This is a genomic window from Paenibacillus fonticola DSM 21315, from assembly GCF_000381905.1.
Taxonomy (GTDB): Bacteria; Bacillota; Bacilli; order Paenibacillales; family Paenibacillaceae; genus Fontibacillus; species Fontibacillus fonticola.
The window spans coordinates 206,387-224,217 of record NZ_KB907246.1; the positions used below are offsets into that span (position 1 = coordinate 206,387).

At 48.4% G+C, this 17,831-nt stretch carries 10 protein-coding genes; 8 read left to right on the top strand and 2 right to left on the bottom strand.

Annotation, left to right across the window (positions count from 1 at the left end; translation table 11 throughout):
- Nucleotides 1-294 precede the first annotated feature (294 nt).
- Complete coding sequence (locus G358_RS0102645) at nucleotides 295-1,758, top strand: S41 family peptidase (protein ID WP_019635658.1); 1,464 nt, start codon at nucleotides 295-297, stop codon at nucleotides 1,756-1,758.
- Between the two features lie 629 nt (nucleotides 1,759-2,387).
- Nucleotides 2,388-3,740, top strand: coding sequence for a PDZ domain-containing protein (locus G358_RS0102655; protein WP_019635660.1), 1,353 nt, complete (start codon nucleotides 2,388-2,390; stop codon nucleotides 3,738-3,740).
- A 322-nt stretch (nucleotides 3,741-4,062) separates the two neighbouring features.
- Here G358_RS0102655 and G358_RS0102660 read toward each other — a convergent pair whose 3' ends face one another.
- Both G358_RS0102660 and G358_RS0102665 read right to left on the bottom strand, forming a co-directional pair.
- The gene (locus G358_RS0102660; RefSeq protein ID WP_019635661.1) at nucleotides 4,063-4,929 is read right to left on the bottom strand and encodes an OmpA/MotB family protein; all 867 of its coding nucleotides are present in this window, start codon (nucleotides 4,927-4,929) and stop codon (nucleotides 4,063-4,065) included.
- Entirely contained in the window at nucleotides 4,926-5,789 is an 864-nt protein-coding gene (locus tag G358_RS0102665; protein WP_019635662.1) for a flagellar motor protein, read from the bottom strand. The genes G358_RS0102660 and G358_RS0102665 overlap by 4 nt, the downstream gene beginning before the upstream one ends.
- A 260-nt stretch (nucleotides 5,790-6,049) precedes the next feature.
- Between G358_RS0102665 and uvrB the strand changes: the two genes are divergently transcribed.
- The 6 genes from uvrB (at nucleotide 6,050) to G358_RS0102695 (ending at nucleotide 17,697) form a co-directional block, all read left to right on the top strand.
- Entirely contained in the window at nucleotides 6,050-8,044 is a 1,995-nt protein-coding gene (uvrB, locus tag G358_RS0102670; protein ID WP_019635663.1) for an excinuclease ABC subunit UvrB, read from the top strand.
- 43 nt (nucleotides 8,045-8,087) lie between these two features.
- Nucleotides 8,088-10,946, top strand: coding sequence for an excinuclease ABC subunit UvrA (gene uvrA, locus G358_RS0102675; protein WP_019635664.1), 2,859 nt, complete (start codon nucleotides 8,088-8,090; stop codon nucleotides 10,944-10,946).
- Between the two features lie 838 nt (nucleotides 10,947-11,784).
- Entirely contained in the window at nucleotides 11,785-11,997 is a 213-nt protein-coding gene (locus tag G358_RS0102680; RefSeq protein WP_019635665.1) for a hypothetical protein, read from the top strand.
- Between the two features lie 486 nt (nucleotides 11,998-12,483).
- Nucleotides 12,484-14,571, top strand: a complete 2,088-nt coding sequence (locus G358_RS0102685; RefSeq protein WP_019635666.1) for a cache domain-containing sensor histidine kinase — start codon at nucleotides 12,484-12,486, stop codon at nucleotides 14,569-14,571.
- 33 nt (nucleotides 14,572-14,604) lie between these two features.
- On the top strand, nucleotides 14,605-16,266 hold the full coding sequence (locus G358_RS0102690; RefSeq protein ID WP_019635667.1) for a response regulator: 1,662 nt from the start codon (nucleotides 14,605-14,607) through the stop codon (nucleotides 16,264-16,266).
- Between the two features lie 105 nt (nucleotides 16,267-16,371).
- Nucleotides 16,372-17,697, top strand: a complete 1,326-nt coding sequence (locus tag G358_RS0102695; RefSeq protein WP_019635668.1) for an ABC transporter substrate-binding protein — start codon at nucleotides 16,372-16,374, stop codon at nucleotides 17,695-17,697.
- The last annotated feature ends 134 nt before the right edge of the window (nucleotides 17,698-17,831 follow it).

Consider the following 17,831-nt stretch of genomic DNA (forward strand, 5'->3'; position numbering starts at 1 on the left):
GTAAGGACATTTTTTTGAAAATAGTAAGTGGGTTCATCGATATACGGTTATACTTTACATCGAAATACATTTTTTATTGTTGCAGTTTCGGGCCATTTCGTTGGACTTTTTCATCAGGCACTTATAAAATAGAGTTATGCGTTAGTTGAAACGGATACCGTCCTTAAGGATGAATATCCGTTTTTCTCTCTTCTTTCGTTGTATATATTCCGTACAAGCTGAACATATACTATGATGGTTATACCAGGTGGGCTTCGAGTCGGCCGGATTATACAGAGGCGGTGAAATTTATAGATGTTTAAAGGACGCACAGTTACTTTACTCGTTTTGGTTGCTATGGTGGTCAGCAGTTTACTCACCGTGACTTTGACGGGCCAATGGAGTCTAGCTGGATCGGGACAACTGTCGAGCGGCTTATTCGCTGATATCGGCGGACAATCGAAGAGCGATATTAAGAAGATTGAGACGGCACTGGATTTGGTCAGTAAAAATTATGTGGAAAAAGTAGATCGCAACAAACTCGTCGACGGCGCGATCAACGGAATGATGAACGCCCTGGAGGACCCTTTCTCTTCATATATGGCCGGAGCGACGGCCCAGCAATTTTCGGAGCAAATTGAAGGCTCCTTTACGGGAATTGGGGCAGAGGTATCTATGGAGAACGGCAGCGTAGTCGTTATATCTCCAATCAAGGGCTCGCCGGCGGAGAAGGCTGGGATTAAACCGAAGGATATTTTGTTGTCCGTCAATGGGGAATCGTTTGAAGGCCTAACCTTGAACGAGGCGGTATCCAAAATCCGCGGACCTAAGGGGACGGAGGCTAAAATAAAAGTAAAGCGTGACGGGGCTGTGGAAGCTCTGGAATTTACGATTGTGCGCGATGACATTGCTTTAGAAACGATTCATGCCCGTATGGAGCAAGATCACGTAGGGATTATTGAAATTACCGAGTTTTCCATGAACACGGCAAATCGTTTCAAGAAGGAGCTGGAGGCTCTGGAGAAACAAGGCATGAAAGGTCTCGTCATCGATGTGCGGAACAATCCGGGAGGCGTGCTGCCGATCGTGATTGAAATGGCGGAGCAATTTGTGCCAAAAGGCAAAGGGATCGTTCAAGTGGAAGACAAAAATGGACGCCGGGATGCGACATTATCGGATGGTTCGAGTAAGCCTTACCCAATCGTCGTCATAACGAATAAGGGCAGTGCCAGCGCTTCGGAAATTTTGGCAGGAGCGCTTCAGGAATCGGCAGGAGCGAAGTTGGTCGGTGAACCGACCTATGGCAAAGGCACCGTGCAATCGAGCTACTCGCAGGAAATGGGCGACGGCAGCATGCTGAAAATTACGATTGCCAAATGGCTGACCCCGAATGGGGAGTGGATTCACAAGAAAGGGATCGAGCCCGATATTGCGGTATCCCAGCCCGCTTATTTCTCGGTAGCTCCGATCAACAAAGAGAAGAACTTTAAATATGACATGCTTGGCGAAGATGTGAAAAACGCGCAGCTTATGCTGAAGGGTCTTGGCTTTGATCCGGGGCGGGAAGATGGCTATTTTGACAAAAATACCGAGCGTGCGCTAAAGAAATTCCAGAGCAGTCATGGTATTGAAGCAAGCGGCATGCTTGATGCCAAGACGATCGAGAAGATGGAGAGCAGCTTGATCGAGCTCATCCGGGATCCAAAGAATGATGCGCAATTGAACCGCGCTATGGAGGAAGTCCGGAAGGAGATTACTGCGGCGGCGTCGAATAAATAAGAGGGCATTTGAGCCCTCTTTTTTTCTTAAGTTTAGAGTTGGTGGATTACTGGTGGGGACGGTATTATGGATGGTTGGTAGTACCGCTATGCTGCTTGCTGGTGAGGCAGTTATATGCTTGCGGGCGTAGCAGTTATGTTGCTTGCTAGTGAGGCAGTTATGTTGCTTGCGGGCGTAGCAGATATCCTTCTTGCTGGAGAGGCAGTTAAGTTGCTTGTTGCGCAACCTTTTATATAATAACTGGATTGGTTGTATTTAAAAACTGCACTTTAACGTTCGACGGATGATTAGTTGGAATTTGTGTGCTTAAAATGAATCTTATAGGTAAGTTAGGCAAAAAACTCTACTTTAAAGACAAGAAATACAGCTATTTCTCCTAATCAGCGTAAAAAGATAAAATAGACACAAGTAATCCAACTAAATCGAAAATTAGCTCTAATTATAGGCACTGATTGTACTTTTTAAAGGCCTATAAGCACCGGTTGTACTTTTATAGGCATAGTGGGACCAATCGTACTTTTTATAGACTTATTGGTACCGATTGTTCTTTTTATAGGCTTATTGCACGGATTATACTTTCTATAGGCACCGATTGTACTATTCTAAAAGGATAGGAGAGTGAACCCTTCTTGGATATTGTGCTTGAAGTTCTGTGGATGCTGGCGGAGGCGGGGTGGCAGCTTCTTCTGCAGCCGTTCTATTATATTTCAATCATCCTGATTATGCTGATATACAGACGGCAGGTGCTGCTGGAACGCAAGCTGTTCCATGTCAAATTGCATAGTTGGGGCGCCCAGACTTGGCGCACAGTACTTGGAGGACTGCTTGCCGGGGTCTCTATATCACTCCTTTCGGTATTTCTCGGAATGACCTTAACGATGGAAGGTGTTATCTGTATTTGGGCGGTCACACTCCTGCTGTTATTATTCCGGGTCCGGTATTTATGTTTAGCTTATTCTGTCGGGCTGCTTGGTATAGCTCAGTTTACTTTAAATATGATGCCGACTTTTCAAGGTGCCGGATGGGTGGCGGAAGTCGTGCGTATCGTCCGGGAATTGAATATTCCTGCGCTCTTATGTCTGGTAGCTGTGCTTCATGTGGCGGAGGGGTTGCTAGTACGCTGGCAGGGCGCTTCCTTTGCCGGCCCGCTTTTTTATGAAGGCAAGCGGGGCAAGCTCGTAGGCGGCTACCAGTTGCAGAGCTTGTGGCCGATTCCGCTGTTCCTGCTCATTCCGGCACAGACGGCGGGGGCTGTACTGCCATGGACTCCGTTGTTTGGCGGGGAGGCATGGCAGGGAGGGTTTCAGCTCATTGCGCTGCCTATCGTCATCGGATTTTCGGAAATGACGGTGGGACTGCTGCCGAAAGCTAAGGCCCGGGTATCTTCCGGCCGGCTGATCGGCTATGGGATCGTGATGCTTGCTCTTGCGCTTTTATCGGCATGGTGGAGTCCGTTTATGCTTGCAGCTGCGCTGTTGGGCATTATATTACATGAGGGGCTCATTTGGCTTAGCCGGTTCGAGGAACAAAATCGCAGCCCATTGTTCGTTAATCCGGTGGACGGTGTCAAGGTGTTGGCAGTGCTTCCGGGAAGCCCGGCCGAGGAACTTGGCATTCAAATAGGCGAGACAATTGTTAAAGTTAACGGGGTTCCCGTGGCTACGAAGGAAGAGCTTCACGCCGCATTACGGATGAATCCGGCTTTCTGCAAGCTGGAGGTGCGCAATCTCGCAGGCGAGAGCAAATTTCTGCAGCGTGCCATCTATGCCGGAGAGCACCACCAGCTTGGCGCCATTTTGGCTCCGGATGATAAGGCGCCTGTGGCTGTGCGGATGCGGCCGATTTCGCTCATCCATCTGCTGCGTCCAAGGCGTGAGGGAGAACGAATAGACAGCAGGTCAAACCGACGTTCCGCTGACGCTAGTCCTGCAGACAAGAAGCCAATCCAGCAGCAGGATATACAAGCGGAGACAAAGCTTTAGGAGTGAAATGTAGGTGCTTTAGCTTTTTAGGAACAAAACATAGTTTTGAGTAAAAAACTGTAGTAACATAGCTTTCAGTAAAAAACTGCAGGTAACATAGCTTTCAGTAACAAAACCTGTAGGTAACGCAGCTTCTAGGAACGAAATCAAGGGAAGACAAGGCTATTAAAATCATACTGTATAAAGATACTGTAGGGAACAAAGCTGCAGGTAATGAAGCTGTATAAAGATACTGTAGGGAACAAACCTGCAGAAGGCGAAGTAAAAAAGAGGGCAGATTAAGGAGAAAATCCTTAACTGCCCTTTATATGTGGAAGCAGCGTTATTGCTGCAGTTGGCGGAGCACGGTAATTTCAACGCGCCGATTCTTCTGGCGGCCTGCTTCCGTCGTATTGTCTCCCTCGGGACGCGTATCCGCGTATCCGGCATATTGGAAGCCATGGGGATCAAGCTTCTGCGTGTCGATGAAATAGCGCAGCACAGACAGGGCACGAGCACCCGACAGTTCCCAGTTGTCTTTATACTCCGAGGCTCGGACAATTGGCAGGCTGTCGGTATGGCCTTCGATGCTGATGGCCGTATTGAGCTTGCTGAACAGGCTGGCCAGCTTGGATAGCGTTTTGGCGGAATCCTGTTTCAATTCAGCTTTGCCCACATCGAACAGAAAGCGGTCGCTTAACGTAATCGAGATGCCCTTTGGCAGGTCGGCTACGGTTATTTGATCTTCCAGCTCATTATCTTTAATGTAAGCTTCAATGACATTCATTAGCTGAAGCAGCTCTTCTTCCTGTTTGCGGAAGGACAGCTCGCGCTCCGTTAACGGTGCTTGTGCAGTTAGGTCCTGCTGGGCATCGCTTTCTTTTTGCTGATCGGGCCCTAGATTCGTGCCCTGCTCCCCGTTGCCAGCCTGCTTGCCCCCGTTGTCTCCTGCAGAAGGCGGGTTGCGGTGTGTGAAGCGGTCGGCGGAGCCCGTGATCCCGCTCCCCTTCTCGAGAAGGGAGTCTCCGCTTTTGAAGGTGAGCTGCAGCGATTGGGTTATCACTTCGTATTTTTCAATATCCAGCCGACTCATGGCAAACATAATGACAAAGAAAATAAGCAGCAGTGTGATCAGATCGGCATAGGTGATCAGCCAGCGATCCTTCGTCTCCGTGCCTTCTCTCCGGCGTTGCCTGCTTCGCTGCCTCATAAGTCATTCTCCAAAAAAGAAGTCGGTGAGGAAGATGAAGGAGAAGAAGAGGAGGAAGCAGACGATGGAGCAGACGATGGAGCAGACGATGAAGTGGAGGCGGGCAATTCAGAATGAATGTCCGTCATGAAGGATTCCAGCTTCCGGCGCACAAGCGTCGGATGATTGCCATTTTGAATCGAGAGGACGCCTTCCAGTATTATTTCCATCCGGCTGATATCGTCCTCACCGCGAGCTTTGATTTTGGAGGCAATCGGCAAAAAGATCAGGTTGGCGCTGGCAACCCCGTAGAGCGTTGCGGTAAAAGCCAAGGCAATGGCAGGACCAAGGGCCGTAGGCTCCGTCAGGCTGCCCAGGACATGAATCAGTCCCATTACCGTACCGATAATCCCCATCGTCGGTGCATAACCGCCTGCGGATTCGAATATTTTGGCATAGCTGTCGTATTTATGTTCTACCGCATCGAGCTCGTACTCCATAATTTGCTTGACCATCTCAGGGTCCGTACCATCCACTACCAGCTGAATTCCCTCGCGCAAATAAGGGTCGGTATGATCTGCGAGTTTATTTTCCAGAGAAAGCACGCCTTCCCGTCTCGCGGTCATAGACATGTTTACAAGGTCTTCTATTAATTGTTTAACGTTCGTGTTCGCCGTGGTGAAGGCCAGCTTCAGCGCACGGGGAACCGTCTTTAATCTTTGCCGCGGGAAGCTGATGATCACCGCAGCGATAGTGCCGCCAAATACGATCAGCGCCGCCGTTAACTGCATAAGCCCGGCAACCTGCCCGCCTTCCCACAAAAATCCACCAACTAATGCAGCTAGTCCGATAATAATGCCAATAATCGTTACGATATCCATAGTTTGTGACAGCTCCTATCCTGTACTTACCGATTGCATCCATGGGATGAAAAAGGTATAATGGCATGGGAACACTTATTCCTATTTTGCGTAATTGTGGAATATGGCCCTCTGCAGCATTGTGTAGGTTAATTAGTTTATTTTAAGATTATAGATATAGGTTAATATAATAAGGAGGTAAAGTCCTCCTTTTTGGAAAAATATTTCTCTTTTTTGATTCCCTAGTATTTCATTTTAGACGATAAGGGTGATGTTGGACAATGAGTGATATTGTCTTTAGCAACAATAAATTTGAAATTGTTTCCGAATTTTCCCCTCAAGGCGACCAGCCTTCGGCGATTGATGAGCTGGCCGAGGGGATTCGGCAAGGTAAGAGACATCAGACTCTGCTTGGAGCGACGGGTACGGGCAAGACGTTTACGATCGCCCAGACAATTGCCAGGCTAGGTCGTCCCACGCTCGTTATCGCTCATAATAAGACGCTGGCCGCGCAGCTTGCGAGCGAATTCAAAGAATTCTTTCCTAACAACTCCGTAGATTACTTCGTCAGCTATTATGACTACTATCAGCCGGAAGCTTATATTCCATCCTCCGACACGTATATCGAGAAAGATTCAAGTATTAACGAAGAAATCGACAAGCTGAGGCACTCCGCGACCAGTTCCTTGTTCGAACGGCGGGATGTCATTATTGTGGCTAGCGTGTCGTGCATATACGGTCTCGGTTCCCCGATGGAGTACCGTGATCTTGTGCTCTCTTTACGGATAGGCATGGAGCGGCCGCGCAATCAAATTTTGAGCCGGCTGGTCGATATCCAGTATCAGCGGAACGACATCAACTTCGTGCGGGGTACGTTTCGTGTGCGCGGTGATGTATTGGAGGTTTTTCCGGCTTCCAAAGGGGAGCAGGCGGTGCGGATCGAGTTTTTCGGCGATGAGATTGAGCGGATTACGGAAATCGACGTGCTGACGGGAGAGTTGGTGGGGGAACGCGATCATGTGGCTATTTTCCCGGCCTCTCACTTCGTTACCCAGGAAGAGACGATGCGCATTGCGATCAAGAATATTGAAAGAGAGCTAGAGGAACAGCTTGAGCTGTTCCGCTCACAGGGCAAACTGCTGGAAGCGCAGCGACTGGAGCAGCGTACCCGTTATGATATCGAAATGATGAAGGAAGTTGGATTTTGCTCAGGGATCGAGAACTACTCCGGGCCGCTGACTTTCCGGGAGCGGGGGGCGACGCCGTATACGTTGCTCGATTATTTTCCGGACGATTTGCTGATTGTTGTGGATGAGTCCCATGTCACGCTGCCGCAGATCCGGGCGATGTACAACGGGGACCAGGCGCGGAAAACGGTGCTTGTCGAACACGGTTTCCGGCTGCCTTCGGCGCTCGATAACCGTCCGCTGCGGTTCGAGGAGTTCGAGGAGAAGGCGAACCAGCTGATATACGTATCCGCCACGCCGGGCCCCTACGAGATTGAGCATACGGATAAAATGGTAGAGCAAATTATCCGCCCGACAGGCCTGCTCGATCCGATCATTGAAGTGCGCCCGACGAAAGGGCAAATCGATGATCTTATCGGAGAGATTCAGGATCGCCTGGAGAAGGACGAACGGGTACTGGTTACGACGCTGACGAAAAAGATGGCCGAGGACCTGACCGATTATTTGAAGGAAATTGGCATTAAGGTGCGTTATCTGCATTCTGACATCAAAACGCTGGAGCGGATGAGCATATTGCGCGACCTGCGGCTGGGCACCTTTCATGTGCTCATCGGCATCAATTTGCTGCGGGAAGGTCTTGATTTGCCAGAGGTATCGCTCGTAGCGATTCTGGATGCGGATAAGGAAGGCTTCCTTCGTTCTGAACGCTCGCTGATTCAGACGATTGGCCGGGCTGCCCGGAACTCTGAAGGACGCGTGCTTATGTATGGCGACAAGATTACGGACTCGATGGACAAAGCGATTAAGGAGACGGAGCGCCGCCGCGCGATTCAGATCGCTTACAACGAGCAGCATGGGATTACTCCGCAGACGATCCGCAAAAAGGTGCGCGACGTTATCGAGGCAACCCGCGTTGCCGAGAGCAAGAGCGAATACCTGGCTGATGTCGGCAAGGGTAAAATGTCCAAGCGCGATCGTCAGGCGATGATCGGCCGTCTGGAGGTCGAGATGAAGGAAGCGGCCAAGAACCTGCAATTCGAACGGGCCGCAGAGCTGCGGGATGCTATTCTCGAGCTCAAGGCCGAGTAATATATAAGTAAACATTTTTGTTGTACCAAGGAGATGAAATCTATTGGCCAGTGAGAATATTGTCATTAAAGGCGCCAGGGCGCACAACCTAAAAAACATAGATATTACGATTCCGCGCGACAAGTTCGTAGTATTGACCGGGCTCAGCGGATCAGGAAAATCCTCGCTGGCCTTCGATACGATTTATGCGGAAGGACAGCGCCGTTACGTGGAGTCGTTGTCGGCGTATGCCCGTCAATTTTTGGGCCAGATGGAGAAGCCGGATGTTGACTCGATTGATGGCTTGTCCCCGGCGATTTCGATCGATCAGAAGACGACGAGCCGCAACCCGCGCTCAACGGTAGGGACAGTAACGGAAATTTATGATTATTTGCGGCTCTTATTCGCCCGAATCGGGCATCCGCACTGCCCCGAGCATGGCATCGAAATTACTTCCCAGACCGTAGAGCAGATGGTCGACCGGATTATGCAGTATCCGGAGAAGACCAGACTGCAAATTTTATCGCCGGTAATTTCCGGGAAGAAGGGCGAGCACAAGAGCCTTTTTGCCGAAATTTCCAAGCAGGGCTTTGTCCGTGTCCGGGTAGACGGGGAGCAGCGCGATCTTTCCGAGAATATCGAGCTGGAGAAAAACAAGAAGCACTCTATCGAAGTGATCGTCGACCGGATCGTCATTAAGGAAGAGGTGCGGAGCCGCCTGGCGGACTCTATCGAAACCGCGCTCAAAATGTCAGGCGGCCAGCTGCTGGTCGACATTATCGGCCAGGAGGAGCTGCGCTTCAGCTCGAATTTCGCCTGCCCGATTTGCGGATTCAGCATCGAAGAGCTGTCGCCGCGGATGTTTTCCTTCAACAGTCCCTTCGGGGCTTGCCCGGAATGTGACGGACTCGGCGCGAAGATGATCATCGATCCGGAGCTGCTCATTCCGAATCCGAACAAGAGCATTGAAGAGGGCGCGTTTGAAGCCTGGGCGGGCAGCACGTCCAACTACTATCCTCAGTTCCTTAAATCGGTATGCGAGCATTATCATATTCCGCAGGATGTGCCCGTCAGCGAACTGACGAAGGAGCATATGGATACACTGCTGTACGGTACGGGCAGTACGAAGATTCGTTTTCGATACCAGAATGATTTTGGTATGAGCAAAGATGCTTACGTTACGTTTGAAGGTATCGTGCACAATTTGGAGCGGCGTTATAGAGATACGGCTTCCGAGGGTATTCGTGAGTTCATTGAAGAGTTTATGGGCTCCAAGCCGTGCGGAACCTGCAAAGGGCATCGCCTGAAAAAAGAAACCCTGGCCGTGACGATCAACGAGCGGAATATGGCTTACGTGACCAGTCTATCGATCGGTGAGGCAAGGAATTTCTTTGACGGCCTAAGCTTAAGTGAGAAAGAGACGACCATTGCCCATATGATCTTGAAGGAAATTAACAGCCGTCTCGGCTTTCTTGTCAATGTGGGCTTGGATTATTTGACGCTGAGCCGTGCAGCCGGAACGTTATCCGGCGGTGAAGCGCAGCGCATCAGATTGGCTACACAGATCGGCTCTAGTCTGATGGGGGTCCTCTATATTTTGGACGAGCCCAGCATCGGGCTGCATCAGAGGGACAATGACCGGCTGATCTCTACTCTTGCGCATATGCGCGATCTGGGGAACACACTGATCGTCGTGGAGCATGATGAGGATACGATGATCGCCGCCGATTATATTATTGATATTGGCCCAGGAGCAGGGATGCACGGCGGGATGGTCGTTGCGCAGGGAACGCCGGAGCAAGTTATGGCGGATCCGAACTCGCTTACCGGCCAATATTTAAGCGGCAAGAAGTTCATCCCCGTTAACCCGGATCGGCGCAAGCCCAACGGCCGCTGGCTGGAGATCAAGGGAGCCAAGGAGAACAATCTGAAGAACATCAATGTGAAGTTCCCGATTGGCGTGTTTACCGCGGTAACTGGAGTGTCCGGTTCCGGCAAATCAACGCTAGTAAACGAAATTTTGTATAAAACACTGGCCCGCGATCTGAACCGGGCGAAGGTGCGTCCTGGGCAGTACCGCGAGATTAAAGGCCTGGAGCATGTAGAGAAGGTCGTCGATATCGACCAGTCTCCGATCGGCCGGACGCCGCGCTCGAACCCGGCAACTTATACGGGCGTATTTGACGATATTCGCGATCTTTTCTCGCAGACCTCGGAAGCGAAAGTTCGCGGCTATAAGAAAGGCCGCTTTAGCTTCAACATTAAAGGAGGGCGCTGCGAGGCCTGCCGGGGCGACGGGATTATCAAGATTGAAATGCACTTCCTGCCGGATGTTTACGTGCCGTGTGAAGTATGTAAAGGAAAGAGATACAACCGGGAAACGCTCGAGGTGAAATACAAGAACAAGAGCATAGCGGACGTGCTGGAAATGACAGTAGAAGTGGGAACTGAATTTTTCCAGAACATTCCGAAGGTACACCGCAAGCTGCAAACCTTGCTTGATGTCGGATTGGGCTACATTAAATTAGGTCAGCCTGCCACCACGTTGTCCGGCGGTGAAGCACAGCGGGTGAAGCTCGCCTCCGAGCTGTACCGGCGCAGTACCGGCAAGACCATCTACATTTTGGATGAGCCTACGACCGGGCTGCATGTGGACGATATCGACCGTTTGCTGAAAGTGCTGCATCGCTTAGTTGATTCGGGGGAAACGGTGCTTGTCATCGAGCACAATCTGGACGTCATTAAGACGGCAGACTATTTGGTTGACCTCGGCCCCGAGGGAGGCAGCGGAGGCGGAACGATTATCGCCACAGGCACGCCGGAAGACATAGCGGGTAACGAGCAATCCTATACCGGACGTTACTTGAAGCCAGTGCTGGAACGCGATACACAGCGTACTAAGGAACTGCAGCTGCAAGGCTGAGTGAAACACTGCCTATATGAGACACTGAGTATAAAATTAAACTGAAATTTAAAGTCGAGACTTATCAAGGAAAAGCCAAAATCCCCCGGTTTATCGTTCTTGATCCCTGCATTATTGCAGGGATCTTTCTGTTGCGGATAGAGGGCCGAGGGACAATAGATGTATTTTAGGTATTTAAATTCTACCTTTTAGGGTAACAAGCACAATTAACTGGAATTAATGTCATTAAAAAGAGAGTTATCGAGTAAAAAAGGAGATGGGAATGTTTTAAATACATCAAATCCATTAATTTCGTCGAACCCAGACATAGGCATGAAAATAGATACACTGATTACAGTTAAATTAGCTTTGTGGGGGTCAGTGTTGGAACCGAAGTTAGAGCTAAAGCTAAGATTTGCGCTAGAGTCAGATCTAGACCAGTAACCAATCCGACAGCGACTAGTCCAAACGACCAAGCCACGAGGCCGTCAAACTACGAACACGATACCACCAGAACGCTAAGCACCAAACACCAAACACCAGAACACCAGAACGCTAAACACCAAAGACCAAACACCAAAGACCAAACACCAGAACACAAAACACCAGAACACAAAACACCAAAACACCAAAACACCAAAACACTAAAAACACCAACCCATCATACCGTCTAAGTGGGTGAAAAAAAGGACAAAAGTCAAGGAGAACCATTACTTCAATACCGTGATTGTTGATTAAATTTTGTCTAAATTGTGACAAATTCGCGTTTTGTTAGTTGTTCCTCTTGCATCCGTACCAGAGGGAAGATAACATAGAGGGAGATGTGCATATACGTGAGTTTATAGAAGGGGGTTACGGCATGCGACTGCTCGCAGAGGCGGCAGGGAATACATCAAACTTCAACGGTTTCGATATTTTTATGCTGCTGTTTACAGTAATTATTTTTATCGGCGTGGTGCGGTTGATGGTTGCCCGTCCGAAGAAGAATTTGTTTGCCATCGGTTTCGGCATCGTAAGTTTGCTCGTTTTCCTGGCATCGGATGCTGTGATGATCAGCGGCTGGTTCAAATAAATTCGATTTGAAGCTAAAAGACACTTTGTTCGTTACAGGAACAGAGTGTCTTTTTAATACAAAGCCAATTAAATGGAAGTTTATTTAGTTTGAAAATATTAGTTGCCAGAAATTCAATTTGAACAACTGTCTCGAAGATAAATTATTATTAGAAGCTCATCTTAAGCATGCTAACTCGAACATAAATCATTTTTAGAAGCTCATTTTGAGCACGCTAACTCGAAGTTAATCACTTTCAGGGAGTTTATTTCGAGTATACTAATCTTGAGGATTCATCGCAGAAGCCGGCCCCGTAGGGGAGACCGGCTTTTTTCATACGGGTGCGCATAGCGTCGTGGGAGATCTGTGCGGGCAGTGCACGATGGGGTAAGCTGTGTGCAGGAACGCATCCTGCGATAGCACCTGTCGGAGGGGGCAGCCAGTGCGCAGCAGTACATAGATTAAAGTACCTGTCGGAGACAGGGGGAGTTGTGGGAGGTTGAGCAATTGAAGTTTAAAGGAATTCGTACCAAAATATTTGTATCCATGATTGTAGTTACGTTGCTGCCGTTAAGTTTTGCTTCAGTTATTATATGGTACCAGATATCGAGCGATATTAAGGAAGATCTTCAATTTGCCAAGGTACGTACAGAACAGGATATGAAAGGAGCCATTGAGCAGTACATTCAGGCGTTAAATGAAACCGCTTACCAAATCTATTCCAATCCCGACCTCATTGAAAGTCTTACTTATAATACAGCCTATTTACCTAATGAGAGCCACACATATGATACGGTACGGGATATCCGGCAATTTTTTTTAAGTGTGTACAACAACTCGAGGGTTAAAGATATTGTTGGGCTGTATCTCATTAATGCGGATGAGGAGCCGGTGGGCAACTTTTTTCCCAGCATGTACCCCCGGATGAGTAATGCGTATATTCAGCAACTCTTGGCGCAATCCAGGCAGGCAGAGGGACAGCCAGTGCTGTTATTCACATATGATAGCCTATATAATGAACCGATTATTCAGTACCTGTACCCGGTAAAGTCCCGCGGAATACCGACAGGGCTGCTGGTTATAGATATGCGTGAAGCTTACTTCCGCGAGCTTGTCGAAGGTTATAACGACTTCTATCAAGGCACTATTATTTTGACCGACTCTGCTGGCAGCATTCGTTATCATACGGATCGTGCAGTTGAAGAGGGAGTGTTCCAGCCGGCAGATCTTCCCGGGCAGCCCTTTATTATAAAGACGAGCCTCGGTACAGGAGACGGGACGTTATATTATACGTTTCATACCGATCCGAGTGTGTCGATTTTTCGCTATGGAATCATCGCGGCGATTGTGTTGTCAGGCATACTTGCGCTTATTTTTTCGTATTCGTTGAGCTACAGCATGACTAAGCCGATTGTGAAGCTGTTTCGAAAAATGGGCCACATCCAGCGTGGAGATTATGCAGCAAGGGTGCATGTAAGCACAAATGATGAAATCGGATTTCTTGGCAGTCAATTTAATAAAATGGCGGAAACGATTCAGCAATTGATCGACCATGAGCTGAAGCTGCAGTTAACGAATCAGGAGAGTCAGATTAAGGCTTTGCAGGCGCAAATTTCGCCGCATTTTTTGTTTAATACGCTGCAGACGATGTCAAACATCGCACAAGTGAACGACGTACCGGATTTGAAGCTGATCTGTCAAAGCTTAAGCAATATGTACCGCTACAATATGAACATTCGCAATGAATGGGTTGAGGTAAAAGAAGAGATCATGCACATCCGCAATTATATGGTCATTATTAATAAACGGTATCCGGAGGGAATCCGGATTCGCTTCCAGATGGACGCGGATATTCGCGGCTATTTTATACCGAAGCTTATTTTACAGCCAATTGTAGAGAACGCGGTCGAGCATGGATTAATTCCGCTGCAGCACGGCAAGAAATTACTCAAAATATCCGCTAGGGTTGACGCAGAGCAGGGAAGGCTGCATATTTATGTACTGGATAACGGAATTGGGCTAAGTAAGGAACAATTACAAAAGGTACAGCAGTCCCTTGACGGGGGAATGGGGCAAGCTGACAAGGGAGACGACTCCATTGGCCTAGTTAATGTCCACACTCGAATTCGGCTCATTTGTGGTGAGAGCTACGGATTGCAGATACGCAGTAAAAGTGGAGAAAACGGCGAAGGTGGTAAAATAAGTAAAAGTGGCATAGAAGGCAAAAGCAGTAAAAACGGTGAAAACGGCGAAAGCAGTGGAAGCAACCAAAGCAGCCAGAGCAGTAAAGGCGGCAGTAACGGCAGTAACGGCGGTAATAGAAGTAACGGCAGTAAAGGCGGCAGTAACGGCAGTAACGGCAGTAACGGCAGTAACGGCAGTAATGGCAGTAATGGCAGTAATGGCAGTAATGGCAGTAAAGACAGTAACGGCAGTAATGGCAGTAATGGCAGTAAAGACAGTAACGGCAGTAAAGACAGTAACGGCAGCAACAGCAGTAAAAGCAGAAACAGCAGTAACAGTAGCACGGGAACGTGTGTTACACTCGTCCTGCCTCTGCATGACAGGGTGAAACCAGTAAATCAGCTGCCATAATGGCCAGTTACATTTTTGGAAGGATGTGATTTTGTGAAGGTGCTCATCATTGATGACGAACATTCTGTACATGAGCAGCTGGAGAAGCTTATTCCCTGGGAGGAACTTGGCTGGCAAATCATAGGTCATGCCTTAAACGGCGAAGAAGCGAAGCAAATGACGATAGAATCCAAGCCCCATCTTATTATTACTGATATTAAAATGCCGCTTGTCGACGGATTGGAATATATGCAGTGGCTGCAAAATTCGGAAAATCCGGCCAAAGTAATTGTGCTCAGCGGTTATGGCGACTTCGAATATATTCGTCCGGCCTTTTTACAAGGAGCTGTCGATTACTTGCTGAAGCCGATTCAACAGGCAGAGCTTCTGAAAGTACTGGGCCAAGTCGTAGGGAAGTTCAATGAGGAATCGAAGGCGATGGAGGAAGAAATTAATGAGAAAGCGGTGCTGCAAACTAGCATCGTGCTATTGCAGGATCAATTGATGACGGAAATCATTGAGGGCACCTTGCAAGAGGAAAACGAAATGATTGTACGGGCAGAGCAAATCTTGCTGCAGCTTCCAGAACGGGGATACTATGTTGCGGTTGTTAGACTTACAGACCTTGATAGGCATGTGAACCTCCGATATGAGCGGGATCGGTCAGCTCTCTACTATGCAGTGCGAAATGTGCTCACGGAGTGTTTGTACGGATGGAACCTGCAGGGGGAAGTTTTTCGCAATTTGCAAAAAACAAATGAATTTCTGGTGCTTGCACAAGCCGGCGCTGAAAGGGAAGTCCAACTCCATGAAATGCTGCGCAGCCTACCTGGCTCCCTGCAGCATGCGGTAAGGGTTAAAATTCAGATTGGTGTCAGTCAACGCAAATCCCGCTTGGAGCATATACGAAATGGCTATTTGGAGGGAGTCCAGACTATAGAGTCGCTCAAGCTTGGAGAATACCGTGCTGCAACCTACAGGCAGAATATAGGGGAGATATCATCCAACCCGGTACCTGCATTACTGGCTTGGAAGGAGCTCGGGGAGATGCTGGAACTGCTCATCAAAACAGGTTCGCTCAGGGACCGGCATGCGCTGCCGGCCAAAATGGAGCAGGCGATGCAGGAGGAAACGCTGCTGGAACTAAGCGGTATAGAGCTGAAGCAAGGAGTCCGATACATATTGAATGCCTTTGATTCCATTGATTCCATGCCTGCAGAAGACAACACGCTGTCTGTACTGCTTGAAACCATGAAATCAAGCGTGAATGAGCTTAGATATGATCTGCTCAGGCAGCAGACCGGAACCCTTATAGAGCACGTACTGCGCCATTATGTATCAGATATCAAAGCCATGAGCGGAAAACAGCTTGTGGACGGGGTTATCCAATATACATTGGACCACTATCGGACAGTAACACTGGATGAAATATCGCAAAAATTTTTTATCAATAAAAATTATTTCTGTTCACTGTTCAAAAAGGAGACGGGAGACAGCTATTTGGAATATTTGACGAGTGTGCGAATGGAGGAGGCGAAGCTCTTGTTAAAGAATAGTGAGCTGAAGGCCTATGAAATTGCCGAACTGGTCGGGTATAGTGATCAACGGTATTTCAGTCAAGTATTTCGCAAGCATACCGGAATGAAGCCGACCGATTATCGTAAAACTGCAGTGGAAAAATCAGACCATTTAGGCCATTACGGGGCACAAGCTTAATATCTTCAACAAAAAACTGAATACTGTCTCATGCCTTTATGCAGGAAGAACCCCTACTATAAATGTAGATCAACAAACTTATCAAGAGAGGGGATCATCTTTCATATGAAAAACAAACTGTCCTTGATTTTTTCGTTTGTACTCGTAATTGGGCTTCTCGCCGGATGTGGAGGAGGCAGAAATGAAACTGCTAACACCAGCACAGACACAGGAAATAGTCCGGCTAAAGAAAATGCGGGTAAAACTGAGGCGGTTACGCTGAATTTTTGGTCGGCGCTTGATCCAAGCTCCGAAGAAGGCCGCACGATCAAGCAGCTGGTGGAGCAATTCGACTCCAGTCGCGAGGACATCAACATTAATTTGCAAGTTATATCCTACGATGTAATGCATGATAAGCTGGTAGCCGCTATTAACGCTGGGGATGCTCCGGATATCAGCTGGGGACTGAGTGAATGGTTTGGTGAATTCAATCAGTTTGATGCGCTAATGGATTTAACAGACTATTTCAATAGCTGGGAGGACAAGGATAAGATATACAGCAACGTTATCGAAGCGTACACCGTAGATGGCAAATTGAAAGCGCTGCCGAACTATCTGGGCATTCGGGCTCTCCTTTATCACGACGATATTTTGAAGGAAGCAGGGTATAATGGACCGCCGGCGACCTGGGACGAGCTGCTTGCGATGGGACCTGTAATTAAAGAAAAGACAGGCAAGGAGGCCTTCGGTATTGCTGGTTCGGGAGTTCGTTCTCCGCAAGAATTAATTATGTATTTGGCGCAAAATGATGTAGTTATTGCAGAAAAAATGAGCGACGGTAAGTATAAAAATACGTGGCAGGACAATCCCGATCAGTTGGCTAGAGCGGCAGAGGTATTCCAATTTTATCAAGATTTGCTCTCGACCAAAACGATCAAGTCCGACGCCAAGACATGGGGCTGGGAAGAAGAAGATCAGAACTTCGCCCTCGGTCAATATGCGATGGTGGTAGACGGTTCATGGATGCAGACGTATGAAGTGGCGCAGCCGGAAGAAATGGCGGATGTGAAAATAGCCGCACCGATGTACAAGTCGACACCAGCCACCTTTATGGAAATAGCACCGTTGTTCATTTATAAAACCGCAAAGGCGGACGCTACCTGGGAGTTTGCTAAGTTTTTGCTGGGGGCAGAGTACCAAAGCGCCGTTAACCTGAATGAGGCTCCTCGTACAGACATTATTAGCGATAGTCCTTGGGGAAGAGACTTTATGGCACTTGCAGAAACAGGCGTTGTGTTCCCAGCGGTTTCGTTAGGCGGGATTACGAATGTGATGCAGGACTCGCTGGCCAAAGTTTTGCTGAAAAATGAGCAGCCTGAAGATGTCGCAGCATGGTTATCCCAAGCGATTAATGACAGTCTGAAAAAAACAGGGGAGCTTAGTGCAGAGTAGGCAAAGCAGGTCGAGCAGGTCGAGCATGTCGAGCATGTCGAGCAGGTAAGGCAGAGGAGTAAATAAACAACAAAAGAAAACAAGCATGGTATGAACGCAGGAGTGAAGGCTATGCTTGTTTTTCTATCTTACAA

What these genes read in the sequence shown, in the direction of transcription:
- G358_RS0102645 (WP_019635658.1), top strand. Translation starts at nt 295, where the DNA reads ATGTTTAAAGGACGCACAGTTACTTTACTCGTTTTGGTTGCTATGGTG.
- uvrB (WP_019635663.1), top strand. Translation starts at nt 6,050, where the DNA reads ATGAGTGATATTGTCTTTAGCAACAATAAATTTGAAATTGTTTCCGAA.
- G358_RS0102665 (WP_019635662.1), bottom strand. Translation starts at nt 5,789, where the DNA reads ATGGATATCGTAACGATTATTGGCATTATTATCGGACTAGCTGCATTA.
- G358_RS0102660 (WP_019635661.1), bottom strand. Translation starts at nt 4,929, where the DNA reads ATGAGGCAGCGAAGCAGGCAACGCCGGAGAGAAGGCACGGAGACGAAG.
- G358_RS0102680 (WP_019635665.1), top strand. Translation starts at nt 11,785, where the DNA reads ATGCGACTGCTCGCAGAGGCGGCAGGGAATACATCAAACTTCAACGGT.
- G358_RS0102695 (WP_019635668.1), top strand. Translation starts at nt 16,372, where the DNA reads ATGAAAAACAAACTGTCCTTGATTTTTTCGTTTGTACTCGTAATTGGG.